This window comes from Aurantivibrio plasticivorans, from assembly GCF_055392955.1.
In genome coordinates this window covers 3,257,008-3,269,760 of the sequence record NZ_AP036020.1, presented here as the reverse complement: position 1 = coordinate 3,269,760, position 12,753 = coordinate 3,257,008, and the positions used below count along the sequence as shown (strand labels likewise).

The 12,753-nt window shown below is 46.7% G+C and carries 15 protein-coding genes; 5 read left to right on the top strand and 10 right to left on the bottom strand.

The annotated features are described in order from the left end of the window. Window positions 1-177: 177 nt before the first annotated feature. The 3 genes from ACZ5NB_RS14630 to ACZ5NB_RS14620 form a co-directional block, all read right to left on the bottom strand. The gene (locus tag ACZ5NB_RS14630) at window positions 178-1,572 is read right to left on the bottom strand and encodes an FAD-binding oxidoreductase (protein ID WP_460234685.1); all 1,395 of its coding nucleotides are present in this window, start codon (window positions 1,570-1,572) and stop codon (window positions 178-180) included. Between the two features lie 80 nt (window positions 1,573-1,652). Next, entirely contained in the window at window positions 1,653-2,390 is a 738-nt protein-coding gene (locus tag ACZ5NB_RS14625; RefSeq protein WP_460234684.1) for an oxygen-binding di-iron domain-containing protein, read from the bottom strand. 36 nt (window positions 2,391-2,426) lie between these two features. Then, window positions 2,427-3,038, bottom strand: a complete 612-nt coding sequence (locus ACZ5NB_RS14620; protein WP_460234683.1) for a chemotaxis protein — start codon at window positions 3,036-3,038, stop codon at window positions 2,427-2,429. 170 nt (window positions 3,039-3,208) lie between these two features. Here ACZ5NB_RS14620 and ACZ5NB_RS14615 point away from each other — a divergent pair, with 170 nt between their 5' ends. Next, entirely contained in the window at window positions 3,209-4,606 is a 1,398-nt protein-coding gene (locus ACZ5NB_RS14615) for an exonuclease domain-containing protein (RefSeq protein ID WP_460234682.1), read from the top strand. Window positions 4,607-4,616: 10 nt separating this feature from the next. Here ACZ5NB_RS14615 and ACZ5NB_RS14610 read toward each other — a convergent pair whose 3' ends face one another. The 3 genes from ACZ5NB_RS14610 to ACZ5NB_RS14600 form a co-directional block, all read right to left on the bottom strand. Continuing rightward, on the bottom strand, window positions 4,617-4,952 hold the full coding sequence (locus ACZ5NB_RS14610) for a zinc ribbon domain-containing protein YjdM (RefSeq protein ID WP_460234681.1): 336 nt from the start codon (window positions 4,950-4,952) through the stop codon (window positions 4,617-4,619). A gap of 367 nt (window positions 4,953-5,319) precedes the next feature. Then, window positions 5,320-5,970, bottom strand: coding sequence for a pyridoxamine 5'-phosphate oxidase family protein (locus ACZ5NB_RS14605; RefSeq protein ID WP_460234679.1), 651 nt, complete (start codon window positions 5,968-5,970; stop codon window positions 5,320-5,322). Further along, entirely contained in the window at window positions 5,942-6,505 is a 564-nt protein-coding gene (locus tag ACZ5NB_RS14600; protein WP_460234678.1) for a CDP-alcohol phosphatidyltransferase family protein, read from the bottom strand. Before ACZ5NB_RS14600 ends, ACZ5NB_RS14605 begins: the two co-directional genes overlap by 29 nt. A gap of 142 nt (window positions 6,506-6,647) precedes the next feature. Between ACZ5NB_RS14600 and ACZ5NB_RS14595 the strand changes: the two genes are divergently transcribed. Next, window positions 6,648-7,346: a class I SAM-dependent methyltransferase gene (locus ACZ5NB_RS14595; protein WP_460234677.1), complete on the top strand. Its 699-nt coding sequence runs from the start codon at window positions 6,648-6,650 to the stop codon at window positions 7,344-7,346. Between the two features lie 5 nt (window positions 7,347-7,351). Here the strand turns inward: ACZ5NB_RS14595 and ACZ5NB_RS14590 are convergent, their stop codons facing one another. Both ACZ5NB_RS14590 and ACZ5NB_RS14585 read right to left on the bottom strand, forming a co-directional pair. Continuing rightward, on the bottom strand, window positions 7,352-7,939 hold the full coding sequence (locus ACZ5NB_RS14590) for a LysE family translocator (RefSeq protein WP_460234676.1): 588 nt from the start codon (window positions 7,937-7,939) through the stop codon (window positions 7,352-7,354). A gap of 40 nt (window positions 7,940-7,979) precedes the next feature. Next, complete coding sequence (locus ACZ5NB_RS14585) at window positions 7,980-8,771, bottom strand: PhzF family phenazine biosynthesis protein (RefSeq protein WP_460234675.1); 792 nt, start codon at window positions 8,769-8,771, stop codon at window positions 7,980-7,982. 202 nt (window positions 8,772-8,973) lie between these two features. On the opposite strand from ACZ5NB_RS14585, the gene ACZ5NB_RS14580 reads away from it, so the two are divergent. The 3 genes from ACZ5NB_RS14580 to ACZ5NB_RS14570 all read left to right on the top strand — a co-directional run bounded on the left by ACZ5NB_RS14580 (window position 8,974) and on the right by ACZ5NB_RS14570 (window position 11,785). Beyond that, the gene (locus tag ACZ5NB_RS14580) at window positions 8,974-10,389 is read left to right on the top strand and encodes an aminotransferase-like domain-containing protein (protein WP_460234674.1); all 1,416 of its coding nucleotides are present in this window, start codon (window positions 8,974-8,976) and stop codon (window positions 10,387-10,389) included. A 32-nt stretch (window positions 10,390-10,421) separates the two neighbouring features. Further along, window positions 10,422-11,051, top strand: a complete 630-nt coding sequence (locus ACZ5NB_RS14575) for a hypothetical protein (protein WP_460234673.1) — start codon at window positions 10,422-10,424, stop codon at window positions 11,049-11,051. Between the two features lie 443 nt (window positions 11,052-11,494). After that, window positions 11,495-11,785, top strand: coding sequence for a hypothetical protein (locus ACZ5NB_RS14570; protein ID WP_460234672.1), 291 nt, complete (start codon window positions 11,495-11,497; stop codon window positions 11,783-11,785). Here the strand turns inward: ACZ5NB_RS14570 and ACZ5NB_RS14565 are convergent. Beyond that, a complete protein-coding gene (locus tag ACZ5NB_RS14565) occupies window positions 11,782-12,201 on the bottom strand; it encodes an MmcQ/YjbR family DNA-binding protein (protein ID WP_460234671.1) in 420 nt (139 codons plus the stop codon). The two genes, ACZ5NB_RS14570 and ACZ5NB_RS14565, sit on opposite strands and share 4 nt — an antisense overlap. A 19-nt stretch (window positions 12,202-12,220) precedes the next feature. Then, complete coding sequence (locus ACZ5NB_RS14560) at window positions 12,221-12,742, bottom strand: DUF2314 domain-containing protein (RefSeq protein ID WP_460234670.1); 522 nt, start codon at window positions 12,740-12,742, stop codon at window positions 12,221-12,223. Window positions 12,743-12,753: the final 11 nt, after the last annotated feature.

The following is a 12,753-nucleotide window of genomic DNA, read 5'->3' as shown; positions in this document are numbered from 1 at the left end:
AGTCTGTGGTTTCTTAATTAAAAACCGTGCGATTGCTATGATTGGATTAAAACTGCCCAGTACTAGCAAAACGCAGTGGTGATTCGAAAATACTCGGTCTCTCAAGGTAAAAGCCTATTGCTGAGAACGTGGTGACTTTAGATGGTGGCCGTTGTTTTTGTTTTCGCTATGATTGTCTTAAAAAATTCGCCCTGGCGATAAAATATTCTTTGGATCTAAACTCGCTTTAATTGTTTTCATGAGTGCGATCTCTGCACTCGACCGGCTATAGGGAAGAAATTCTTTTTTCATTAAGCCGATACCATGCTCAGCGGAAATTGCGCCGTTTAGCTCTTTAATGATGCCATAAATGGTTTCATCAACAGCGTGGTGAGCTTCTCGGTTTCCTTCGCCGACATGCGCCAATACGTGCAAGTTACCATCACCAATATGGCCAAATAAGCTGATGGTTGCTTCTGGCCATTGATCCCGAATGCGTTGTTCTACTTGCTCACCAAAATATTGCATATCGCCAATGGCCATACTGACATCATAGGCATGCATACGTCCGATGGCGCGCGGAATCTCTGTGGCGCCATCGCGAATCGCCCAAAGCTGTTGCACTTCTTTATCGCTTTGAGAAATTACCGCGTCGCTGATGAGTTCATTTTCAAAAGCGGCTTCCATGGTTTGGTTAAATAATGTTTGGTCGGCTTCACCGGCGGTCCCCATGCTTTCGACCAGCACGCTGAAGGGCGTAGCTTGCTTAAAGGGTAAGATGACATGGGGTACATGTTGTTGGATTTGTTCGTAAGTGTTTTGCCAAAGCACTTCAAAAGCTGTCAGGTTGCCGCCTAAGTGTTGTTGCATGTGTACTAGCAATTTGCTGACATCTTCGAAATTGTTTAATTGACAAAAACTGACAACTTGAGAGTTAGGTTTCGGAAATAATTTTAATACCGCTTTGGTAATGATACCCAGCGTACCTTCACTACCAATAAACAATTGCTTTAGGTCGTAACCCGTGTTGTTTTTTCGCAGCTTATGCATTTCGTTAATGATGGTGCCATCAGCGAGTACCATTTCCATGCCTATCACTAAGTCTCGCATCATGCCGTAACGAATCACTCGGTTGCCTCCAGCATTGGTGGCGAGATTGCCGCCTATGCTGCAACTGCCGCGCGCACCGAGATCTAGAGGAAACAGCAAGCCTGCTTCGTCTGCTTTTTCCTGAACTATTTGCAGGGGCGTTCCCGCTTCAACGGTGATACTTGCGCTGTAAGGATCTACCTCAAGTATTGAATTCATTCTGTCCAAGCTGAGGGTGACTTCGCCTTCTAAGGGCGCTGCCGCAGATACCAAACCAGTCATTCCGCCTTGAGGGCTCACAGGTTGGTCGTTTTGATGGCACAGAGACAATATTTGAGAGACTTGCTCGGTGTTGGCTGGGCGAAGGTGTAACACGGGGCAAATTTTTCTAGCGCCCATTATGTCTTTGTAGTGTTTTTGATCGATGGCGTCGCCTTCGCGATAACCTTGTGGTCCAACGATTTGCTTGAGTTCTTCAAAGAATGGGGATGCTGTTGTGGTCATAACGTTTGCTAAACTGGCCAGTTGAAGCGGCCAAGTTTAGCACAGCGAGAGATTAAGAAAGGTTAGCCTAGAGGCGAAATTTACTTTGCGATAGCGGTTCCGACATCTAGGGTTTCGAACCAGTCGAGGAATCGTTTGATGTTATTCCCGGTAAATACTCGACCATGTTGCGGTGCCATGATGTCGATGTCTAGTTGCCTGACGCGGTTAATCCAGTCCTGCTTGGCGCGGTTGGAGGGCATCCAGCGTTCATGGAAGCCTTTCATTTTGGGTATGTGCTCGTCAAAATCGGTCACCTCAAATGGCGCGCCAGCGGGTTCTAATGCTGCACCAATATCACCGCTCATTAATATTTTCGCCTGCGGGTCGTAGACGTGAAAGTTACCCGAAGCGTGTAGGTAGTGAGCAGGGATAAATTTTAGCGTTACGCCGTCGAGTTCCAAGGAATCACCGCCATCGGGAATGGAGACGTATTCAATAGTATCCATTCCAAAATGACGAATAAAACCCTCCCATAGCCATGGTGCGTGGAGTTTCGCGTGTTCAAGTGCTTTGTCCCAGAGTCCCAGAGAGGAAATGATATCTGGGTCTTGGTGTGAGGCGAATAGGTGGGTAATTTGCTCGACCGGCACTTGTTTTACCACGCTAGCCAGCATGGCTGAGAAAAGCTCGACGCCACCTGGGTCCATCAACAGTGCGTTATTTGCGGTGCGCACCATATACTGGTTGGTATCGATAATTTTGTCGGGTTTGTCTGGATCTCGACCAAACATAAACCACTGATGACGACCGTTGTTGAAAATCTCGCGTGTTAGCATAATCGATCCGTGATGTTGGTAGTGTTAAAGCGATTGCTATGACAATCCTGCAAACAGTTGTTGTGAATGACGGACGTGGTTCTGTATTTTTCCAGCGGCGTCGCCGACGTTAGAGGCAATAACAGACAGCGGCTGCTCAAATTGTTTCCCAGACTGTGAGGCTTCAACTCGCGACATTGTTGATAGCACGGCGGCTGTCCGGAGCTCTCTGGAGAGTTCCTCTAAATCACTGTGAAGGCCCTGAACTTGCTGCTCAAATGCGCCTTTTAGCTCTACGTGTTCGGCTTCAATCTTAGAATAGGCTGGCGCTAGGCTGGTTAAAAATTCAGCATCTTCCGCTAACGTGTAGGCTCGCTTGAAGCTATCGAGGGTCGCCTCGACTCTAGCTGACTCAGAGGCCATGCGGCTAATGACAATTGCCCGGCCATTAATTTGCTGGGACGCTTCCACCGTTTTACTGGCTAAGTCGTCAATGAACTCTGTAATGGCTCGAAACCCCGCTGCGCCTTGTCCTGCTCGTAGGGCAAGTGCGCGGGCATTGCTCGCTGTGAGCGCGATTTGACGCGCTACCAACATGGCTTTATGGAGTTCTGATGCGACGATTGCTGCAACCACAAAATGGGTGCGATGCTGACTACCCGAGCTCATGAATGTCTCTTTCCTGTTGTCATTACCCTAGGCGACCTCGGCTGAAGCGGAGAGGGTGACTCGTGTTCTCTTAAGTTATAGCACATTCCACCGATAGCGCCGTCTCTTGACGGGTAGATTTATCTGGGTAAATATACAGTTGTTTTTATCGTGTTAGGGGCACCTGAATCATGCTATTCCCCCAGGGACATTTCGTTTTTCTCGATTTGGAGACTACCGGTGGTAAGGCTAGCCAAGATCGCATCACAGAGGTGGGGCTTATCGAGGTGCTTGATGGTGAGGTGGTAGATCAATATCAAAGTCTAGTGAATCCGGGTGTCCCTATTTCTTCCTTCATTACATCACTGACGGGTATTGACGACCAGCTTGTAGCCGATGCACCTGCGTTCTCGGATATTGCAGAAGACCTGCTGAGTCATCTACACGGGAGAACACTGGTGGCGCATAACGCCAGGTTTGATCATGGTTTTTTGAAGAATGAATTCAAACGATTAGGTTATGACTATCGCACCAAGGTGATGTGCACGGTTAAGCTTTCTCGCCTCGTGACCCCCGATCTCAACAAGCACAGTCTTGATAATCTCATTCATGTTCACGGCTTACATGTCGATGCTCGCCACCGAGCGATGGGTGATGCTGATTTGTTGGTGCAACTGGTTGCGCGCTGGTCTCGTTTACTGGGGGTTGAGGCAGTGCAGACCGCTATCCAGCAATTAACTCGCCGTTCTAGCATGCCGCCAAACCTCCCGCTTGACGAAGTGGATAAGTTACCGAATTGCCCGGGAGTCTATAAATTTTATGATAACCGTGATGCACTGCTCTACGTGGGAAAATCGGTGAGCATACGTGACCGAGTTAAATCACATTTTAGCGCTGACCATGCCAGTGACAAAGAAATGGAATTGTCACGTCAAGTGGTGAGAATTGAATACGTAGAGACTGCCGGTGATTTAGGCGCGCAATTACTAGAGGCAAATTTAATTAAAACACAATCACCAATTTATAACCGTCAGTTGCGTCGGAATAAAAAACTTTGGTATATGCTGCTAGAGCAAGACGGCAACGGTTATCTCCGAGTTGCGATTAAAAGCGGCGACTCTCTTCCTCTGGAATCTCTAGATAAAACAGTTGGGCTGTTTCGCTCTAAGAAAATGACAGAACAAACGCTTCGTAAAGTCGCGGAAGACAATAGTCTCTGTCATCGCCTCACAGGACTGGAAAAATCAAGAAAAGGGGCGTGTTTTGCGCACCAGCTTAAACGCTGCCATGGCGCCTGTGTTGGAAAAGAAGAAGCCGCTGATTACAACCAACGACTTTTGTCAGGTTTGGACGATTGGCGGGTTAAAGTCTGGCCTTATGCGGGGCCTGTGGTGATAAAAGAGATGTCAGCGCAGCTGACAAATTTCCATCTCATTGATCAATGGTGCTATCTTGGTTCTGCTGAATCTATTGAGTCATTGCCTGATCAAAAATCCACAACCCCTTTCGAATACGACCTCTATAAAATTGTGCTGAAGTTTTTTGACAAGGCCGATAAAAATCCAAACTATCAGCTTATTATGCTTTAGATAAAGTTGATCAGTTTACCTTTTTAACAAACTCAGATTTCAATTTCATGGCTCCGATGCCATCGATTTTGCAGTCAATGTCGTGGTCTCCATCGACTAGCCGAATGTTTTTTACTTTGGTGCCTACTTTGACGACAGACGATGAACCTTTGACCTTCAAATCTTTAATAACGGTCACGGTATCGCCGTCCTGAAGCGGGTTGCCATTGGCATCGAAAATTGTGTTGTCGTCTTCTAGTGATTCGGCTTCTGACCATTCGTGGGCACATTCGGGGCAAATTAATAATGTGCCGTCTGAGTAGGTAAACTCAGAATTACACTTAGGGCAGTTGGGAAAGTCGCTCATAATAAATCACTTATGGTTAGTAATGGATGGGAGGGGTTATCGATTTCCCCATATTTTACAGACAGCCCGGTCATTGCCGAGTAAGCCAACTACGGTGCACACTAGACCCGCGCCTGAGAAAACAATGAGAGGTAATAAGTAACCTATATCGCCTGCTTTGATTGCGCTAGGTGCGAGAAACAAACTTAACCCTAAAAATAGAATGCCAACAACGATGAGTACTTTTCTGTTTAAGGGCTTGTAAGAATACGGGTCGGTACCCGATTCAAACGGCGAAAGGATAGGGAAGAATAATTTTCTGAAAAATGATTTCATAATAGTGTTCGCAATAGTCGGAAGTATATTGATTGCTTTTTTAGGAGTTTAGTTATCGCTTTGCAGTTGGCAAAACATCGCTGAAAACCGCTTCACTTTTCCAGTCTGGCTCGGGAGTTTTTTGACCCGATTGCGGTACGTACTGATTAGTGCCAATTTTTTTATGTGGGTGAATGTAGCGGCCGCAATTGACAAATATATTCGTGATTTCTATCTGGACAATGTACTCGGATTCTGGGTATTCGTCACGCAGAGGGTTCTCAATCTGTACGCTAGCTTCACCGTGAACTCGTAGTCTATTCGGCGAGCTAAAATCAATAAACAGGAGGCCAATCTTGGTTGAGTCGATAATGTTGCCGGCAGTCAAAAACATGCCATTCCCATCGTAACCAGGAAACGCCAATTGTCGCTCGTTAAGCACTTTTACAAACCCTGGGTTGCCTCCTTTGTATGACACCGTGGGCTGTCCAGCCTCATCAACCGTGCTGACGAAAACCATGTCCTGCGAACTAATAAACGCTTGTTCCGCTTCAGTGAGCTGATCGTGAACAATGATTTTGTTGAGGCGGTCTGCAAGCTTTTCAGACGCAAAGGTTTGTTGTAGATGTCGGTGGCCGTTTTTATAAAAATCTTTCACAATAGCTATGCTGTGGTTGTTGGTTGCATCAATTAAGTTAGTTGTCGGGTGTGTTTGCCGAAGCATGGGTCATGGCTTTCCCGCCCCACACTTTAATGTAATTGCCGCCGCTAATTACTGCGAGTGCAATGAGTAGCCACAACATGCCCTGAAACATTTCGGCGGTAAAAACCGGTGTCACTTGTTGAGTGAGCACCATTAAAACAAAACAAATCTGCACTAGCGTACTGGCTTTTCCCCAAAAGCTAGGAGCCATATCGTATCGTCCATAAAGCCAGTGATAGCAAATGGCGCCGGTGAGTATCACTACATCGCGGGCAACCACTAGCCAGGCAACCCATTCTGGAACCAGCCCTACCCACGCCAGGCTAACGAAGGTGCCGATCAGTAACGCTTTATCGGATATCGGGTCAGCGATGGCACCGTATCGAGATTGAGCATTGAATCGTCGCGCAATCCACCCATCTAGCCCGTCGGTTACTCCCGCAATAAAGGCAAGTACCAGCACTAGAGAAAACTCTCCCTCGATGATTAACCAAGCAATCGGTGCGGCAAGAAGAATACGCAACGTTGTTAATAGGTTAGGAACTTGCTTCAGCATGCGAGATTAGGCTCTATTTGAGTCGACTTGATAAGACAAAAAGTTGTCGTATATCGATATAGGCGTTGGCGCATATTGTAGAGTAAAGTGGCCCGTTTACGTAGTCACTATTGGCATAAACTTACAATTACAAAGGATAATTATGCTTGATTCACCATCTGCCCAAACGCGTTCTTCGGGTATCAATGAGCAAACTAGCGCAGATGGTCAGGCAGTCTATAGTCGCACAGTATTAGCTATCTATGACTGGTGGGTGTTGGGTGTTTCAAATCACTACATCTGGAAATGCCCCACACATATTTTACGTGAAGAGTTCAAAAAGTTCGCCAGTGCAAATCATCTCGACATTGGTGTCGGTACGGGCTATTACCTACAGCGCTGCTTGTTGCCCACACAGCATCGTCTCGCGTTAATGGATTTAAATGAAAATAGTTTACGTGTCGCCAGTGCGCGATCTGGGCTCCGTAACGTCGAATTATACCAACGCAATGTGTTAGTCCCTTTTGATTTAAATTGCCCACATTTTGATTCAATCAGTATGAACTACTTGCTGCACTGTATTCCAGGCTCTATGGCTGAAAAGCTTGTGGTAATGAGGCATGCAGCGGATTACTTGCAGCCAGGAGGTGTTCTTTATGGCAGTACGATTTTGTCGCAAGGTGTTCGCAGTGCTACTCGCGCCAAAAAATTAATGAATTTCTACAATAAGAAAGGAATTTTTCACAACGCGGGAGATAATAAAGACGCATTGGAAAATGGTCTGAGAGAAATATTTGATGACGTGGAGTGTCGTGTCGAAGGCTGTGTTGCGATCTTCTCTGCCAGGAAGCCCGCACAGTAGCCGCGTTACCATATCCACAGCGAGGCAACAGTGTACATGGTTAGCAACACCAAACTGGCTTGCACGCTGCGGCGATAGCGAGAGTTGTTGTAGATGCTCTGTAGAAACCGCCCAAATAACGTCCAGGCTGAAATGCTGCCCATTGCGACCACCATAAAGGTAACAACGAATGATGCGATGTTGTACCAGTGTGTATCCGATATAAATAGTACAGTTGCCGTGATGCCCACTAACCACGCTTTAGGGTTGATAAATTGAAAACTGGCCGCTTGCCAGCATGTCATCGGTTTAGATGCGATATTAGATTCTGAGATAGCATTTTGTAGGTGGAGAATGTTCCACAAAAGATACAACAAATATAATGATGCAGCAAAAGACAGCAGCCATCGCGCATAAGGGCTTGCCAGGATTGTCTGTCCAATTCCGTAGCCGCACATGATAAAAATCACCGTCATACCCAATTCTATTCCCAACGCATGTGGAACTGTTTTTATAAATCCAAATTGCATGCCGGATGCCGCGAGCATTAAATTGTTGGGACCTGGCGTAATTGAGGCAACAAACGCAAATACGATTAACGCGTAAAAATCCATCTTTCTTCGCTTAGTAGGTTGGTATAAGTCGATGACTAATTTACTGGTTTAAGTTGCCGCGCATAACTAATACGGCATTCCCAAAAATATTCACACGGTTCCCTCTCACCTCAAGCTGAAGATCGCCCGATCGCGAGGAAATTTGCCGAGCGTTAAGTGCTGACTTGCCTAGTTGCTCGCGCCAGTAATAGGCAAGAGCGCAGTGTGCAGAACCGGTGACGGGGTCCTCATTGATCCCTTTGCTTGGGGCAAAAAAACGTGAGACAAAATCAATACTTTTATTATTCGCAGGCGCCGTGACGATAATGGGGTCAAAGGCTTTTAGGGCGCTAAAGTCTGGTGAAAGGTTGGCCACAGATTTTTCGTAGGGAAGTACCAACAAATATCGGTCGTCTGTGCGATAGCACTCGGCTGATGCTAGATCGAGCGCATCTAGCAGGGCCTCGTTGGGAGCGCACTGCTTGATTGGGGTTAAAGGAAAGTCCATACACAACATTTGACGATCACGATGTTGATGTACGAAGAGCTTGCCGCTTTGGGTATGGAACGTGAGTTGATTACTACAAGAAATACCCTCGTTGAACAAAGTGAAGGCCGACGCGAGCGTCGCGTGGCCGCATAGCGCGACTTCCACTGTGGGCGTAAACCAGCGCAGATCCCATTCTGTGTCGCTGCGCCTGCGAAGAAATGCTGTTTCCGAGAGATTAAATTCTGCGGCAACGTGTTGCATCCAGGCGTCGGATTGCTCGTCGTCAACAATCACTACGGCGGCTGGGTTGCCGTGGAAAGGATCTCGTGTGAAGGCATCAACAATGAAACACGGTGCAGGCATGGTTGCGTCCTCTGTCATTAGGGAAGATGACGCTAGTGTAGCGATGACGTATCATCGATACAGATGCAAGTTACATATTTTTGATACGGTACAGATGTGTTTTTTATGGATCTGTATTGTTCAAGGTGACCAAATCTGTACTGCTTTTCTCAGTTAAGTGAGCAACGCGAACCTTTAGACCTTCTCTCGTTGGACGACAATTATGGCTCAACTGCTTTATCAAGACATCGCCTTTGAACTGGCAGAACAAATCGAACGAGGGATCTTGCAGCCCGGTGAGCGCTTGCTGGGGGTGCGACGCTTTAGTGCAGCTCGAGGTGTCAGTCCGTCTACTGTGGTGGCTGCGTATCGGCAGCTCGAACAGGATGGCTTCATCGAGGCGAGAGAGCGATCAGGTTTTTATGTGTTGTCTCGTGCGGATGAGTCTTTAGCGGAGCCAGACGTGTCGCGACCGTTAGTGGAGCCGACAGACGTTAGCGGCCAGGCGTTGGTGTTACAGTTAATTCTGGCTGCCAGGGACCCTAACATCATCAACTTAGGTGCGGCTGTTCCGGTCACAGAGCTTTTACCTCAACGCGAAATGAACCGCATTATGTCTAAGATTGGGCGTGAAGAACCTGCGCCAATGAGTAGTTATAACTTGCCAGGGCTGGCAAAGCTTCGGCGTGAGGTCGTTAAGTATTATCTTCAAGCTCAATGTGCTCTGCACCCGGATGATGTGGTGATTACGAGTGGCTGCCAGGAGGCGGTGTATTTGAGTCTAAAAGTACTGACTCAACCGGGAGATATTGTTGCCTTAGAGTCGCCTGCTTATTACGGCTTGTTGCAAGTGGTCGAGTCACTCGGTCTCAAGGCGTTGGAGATTCCTACTCATCCGCGTGAAGGAATGAGTCTTGATGCGTTACAGCTTGCCGCCGAGCAATGGCCAATCAAAGCGTGCGTGTTGAGTAGTAATTTTAGTAATCCTTTGGGTGCAGTCCTTTCAGATGACGCCAAGCAGCGACTGGTGCTACTAGCAGAACAACTGGATTTTATGTTGATCGAAGACGATATTTACGGCGATACCAGTTTTGATCAACGTCGTCCCAGCAACTTAAAATCCTTCGACCAATCTAGTCGCGTGATGTTGTGCGGTTCTTTTTCCAAAACTATTGCGCCTGGGTTGCGTGTTGGCTGGGTGATTAATACGGCCTACAAGAGTGAGCTTGCGTATCAAAAGTTCGTTACAAATTGTAGCGCGTCGAGCATTTCTCAATTGGCGCTTTTAAATTACCTGCAGTCAGGCGCCTATGCTCGCCATGTAAAACAGTTGCGGATGAGTTTATCCGCAACGAGTAAGCAACTTATCAGTGCGGTTGCGCGGCATTTCCCGGCAGAGTGTAAAATAACCCAACCGGCTGGCGGATGCGTGGTGTGGATTGAGTTGCCGCTACAGATAGATAGCGTGGCACTGGCCCAGCGCGCCTATCGGGAGCATATCAGTATTGCGCCCGGTGTTATGTTTTCCGCTTCCGAAAAATATCGCCACCACATTCGATTGAGCTTTGGCTATCACTGGTCTGACAAATTCGATTGGGCTATCCAGCGGCTTGGTCATTTGATTCAAGAGAAGTACTAGCAGAAATCGCTATTCAACACAGGATGACAACCATGACTGCATTCGAGCAGGAGTTTTTGGAGAAATACTTAAATTTTGGTTTAGGGTCTATGCCCAAGTCTGATATCGATGCACTGGTAATGCATTTGTTAGATCAGCACGGATATTCTGGGTCTCCACCACTTTCGCAGTATAGTAATCAATCGGTCAGCGAATTGCTGCGGACACCTGTCAGTAAGGTGAAGCGTTTACGCTACGATGCAGCGTTAAAGTTTGGTGGCAGAGTGGAAGATCAAGCGCAGGCGCGATTGTTGGCGGCATTAAGTCGCGCCAGCTTGGAGCCTGAAGGCGACAAGGTTTGCCTGATTATTGAAGATACGCTGGCGAAAAACTGGTTGCAGGGTCAATTAAAAAAATCGCAGCAAATCTTTGAGCACTCATTTAACACGGAAATTGTTAAGGTGTCTGCACGCGGGTTGTTTGACGTGTTAGAAGCTTTTTTCGATAAAAAGGCGATCGCTGATTTTCGTAAGGGCTATGAATTAACATTAGCGAAAAAGAGCCAGGCGGCTATTAAGCGGGAGTTTAAACAATTGGTCATTAATTTTGCTCATACGGCAGCGAAGAAGGCAGGTGCGGAAGTTGTGGCATTGTTTAAACAGCAAATCATGCCGGGTTTATAACGCCTGTCGCCCCAAAAACAGGGGTGCGACAATTTGCCACATAACAATTTTATATGGGGTCCGTATAATAGGTTCTACAGGTAAGCGAGTTGGTGGCCATTCCCCAAGTTGGTCAGTAACAAAGATGCTTTCCTGGTTTCATAACATCGCTTTGTGCGCTGCTGCGGTAGCGCATTTTTTATTTGCATTTCTGCTAACCACTTGAATTTAATTCTCTTTTTAAATGACGGCGATAGATTGTTAACGCAGTTTGCCAGCGTATCACCTAAGTCTATGTAGTTTGCTAGAGAATTATTGCGAGACGTAATGCATGTAAGCAGTTAATGGCTTCACAGTTTTCTCAGAGTACTTTGAACAACCCCTCAATTTTATCACTTCGCTATTGAGACCTTTCGGTAGTCGCTTATCTTAAAGCCCTCGACCAATTAAAAGCAGAGGGCGCTATGGCTGGTGTAATCTTTTCCCAGAAGAGTATTTTTCATCTTAATAAATTATCCAATGCAGTCTATAGAAAGTCTGCCAAGCGGTTTCGACTGAAAGACAAGGACGGTGTGAGAGACCTGATACATTTTGCGGGTGGATTACAAGATCGTAGCGTGAATACTTTTGTCGCCCAGTTTATGGACTCACTTAGCCTAGCTGAGCGACATGTGTTGATGGCGAATGACGTGGTAGCTCCAGGTATTCCGTTGGGCAGCGATAAAGTACCTGGGTGGTACGCCCAGGCCGTTTAGCGGTAGAGGACTTCGGTTCCCTGCCTAAGTTCGAGGGCTAGTCGTTCTGCTTTGCGGAGCCCTCGCACAACCAACGTGTAAGAATGATCAATTAATCGCTCAACTTCTTTATCCGGTACTGCCTCTAGGATGCAAGCCTTGGTTGTGTTGGCAACCAGGTCATTATCTAAAAACAACGTATTCCAGTGGCGCTTGTTCATGTGGTAGCCTGGAATAATACCAGGGAATATATCACGCAGTGCTAGGGATTCATCCGGGGCGCACTTTAGATTCAAAATGTCTCGACCTTGGTGCCGCGACAGTAGCGCAAACATTTTGCCTGCAATTTTGAATGCCGCTGCTTTATCGCCAAATGGATAATCCTCTTTGGCTTCCGGCTTGCTAAGTAAATAGTGTTTCGCTTGTTGTTTGTCCATCTGTGCGACTACTAGCCCGCTAGTTTAGTTTGCTACAGTCCAACCCGTATAGTTCCATAAATTGTTCGGCATGTTCTGGTGCCGTTTCAAGCAGTTCGACGCAACCCGTGTAATTCCCATGCATGACGTTGGTTTTCTTGTCATCAAAAGTCCAATCGATAATTTGTCCGCGTGAGAAACGAATAACTTCGCCTTTAAAGACTGACTCTATTAATTTTGGTTCGTCGCTAATGCGACCAGCAAAATCACCTTGATATTCTTCAAAGGGAAAGATCCAAAAGAACTCGGTGACATCACCTTCTTGTATGCCAATTTTCACGGAGTAACCTTGTGTTCCTTCTGGCTTCGATCGCGCAGTTTTTAAAAAGTAATCGAGCTGCTCTCGAGCTTTATTATATGCGGCCTGCATTGTAGGGTCATCAGAATGAATATAGTCGCTGTCGTCAGTTGATGAGCCTACCTCGGGCTGTAAGCTGAAATGAACGATCGTCAGTCCTGCCAATATGAATATCATTCCGAAAAAAAGTAATTTGTTTTGCATAACTAATATCT

What these genes read in the sequence shown, in the direction of transcription:
- ACZ5NB_RS14630 (WP_460234685.1), bottom strand. Translation starts at nt 1,572, where the DNA reads ATGACCACAACAGCATCCCCATTCTTTGAAGAACTCAAGCAAATCGTT.
- ACZ5NB_RS14625 (WP_460234684.1), bottom strand. Translation starts at nt 2,390, where the DNA reads ATGCTAACACGCGAGATTTTCAACAACGGTCGTCATCAGTGGTTTATG.
- ACZ5NB_RS14620 (WP_460234683.1), bottom strand. Translation starts at nt 3,038, where the DNA reads ATGAGCTCGGGTAGTCAGCATCGCACCCATTTTGTGGTTGCAGCAATC.
- ACZ5NB_RS14615 (WP_460234682.1), top strand. Translation starts at nt 3,209, where the DNA reads ATGCTATTCCCCCAGGGACATTTCGTTTTTCTCGATTTGGAGACTACC.
- ACZ5NB_RS14610 (WP_460234681.1), bottom strand. Translation starts at nt 4,952, where the DNA reads ATGAGCGACTTTCCCAACTGCCCTAAGTGTAATTCTGAGTTTACCTAC.
- ACZ5NB_RS14605 (WP_460234679.1), bottom strand. Translation starts at nt 5,970, where the DNA reads ATGCTTCGGCAAACACACCCGACAACTAACTTAATTGATGCAACCAAC.
- ACZ5NB_RS14600 (WP_460234678.1), bottom strand. Translation starts at nt 6,505, where the DNA reads ATGCTGAAGCAAGTTCCTAACCTATTAACAACGTTGCGTATTCTTCTT.
- ACZ5NB_RS14595 (WP_460234677.1), top strand. Translation starts at nt 6,648, where the DNA reads ATGCTTGATTCACCATCTGCCCAAACGCGTTCTTCGGGTATCAATGAG.
- ACZ5NB_RS14590 (WP_460234676.1), bottom strand. Translation starts at nt 7,939, where the DNA reads ATGGATTTTTACGCGTTAATCGTATTTGCGTTTGTTGCCTCAATTACG.
- ACZ5NB_RS14585 (WP_460234675.1), bottom strand. Translation starts at nt 8,771, where the DNA reads ATGCCTGCACCGTGTTTCATTGTTGATGCCTTCACACGAGATCCTTTC.
- ACZ5NB_RS14580 (WP_460234674.1), top strand. Translation starts at nt 8,974, where the DNA reads ATGGCTCAACTGCTTTATCAAGACATCGCCTTTGAACTGGCAGAACAA.
- ACZ5NB_RS14575 (WP_460234673.1), top strand. Translation starts at nt 10,422, where the DNA reads ATGACTGCATTCGAGCAGGAGTTTTTGGAGAAATACTTAAATTTTGGT.
- ACZ5NB_RS14570 (WP_460234672.1), top strand. Translation starts at nt 11,495, where the DNA reads ATGGCTGGTGTAATCTTTTCCCAGAAGAGTATTTTTCATCTTAATAAA.
- ACZ5NB_RS14565 (WP_460234671.1), bottom strand. Translation starts at nt 12,201, where the DNA reads ATGGACAAACAACAAGCGAAACACTATTTACTTAGCAAGCCGGAAGCC.
- ACZ5NB_RS14560 (WP_460234670.1), bottom strand. Translation starts at nt 12,742, where the DNA reads ATGCAAAACAAATTACTTTTTTTCGGAATGATATTCATATTGGCAGGA.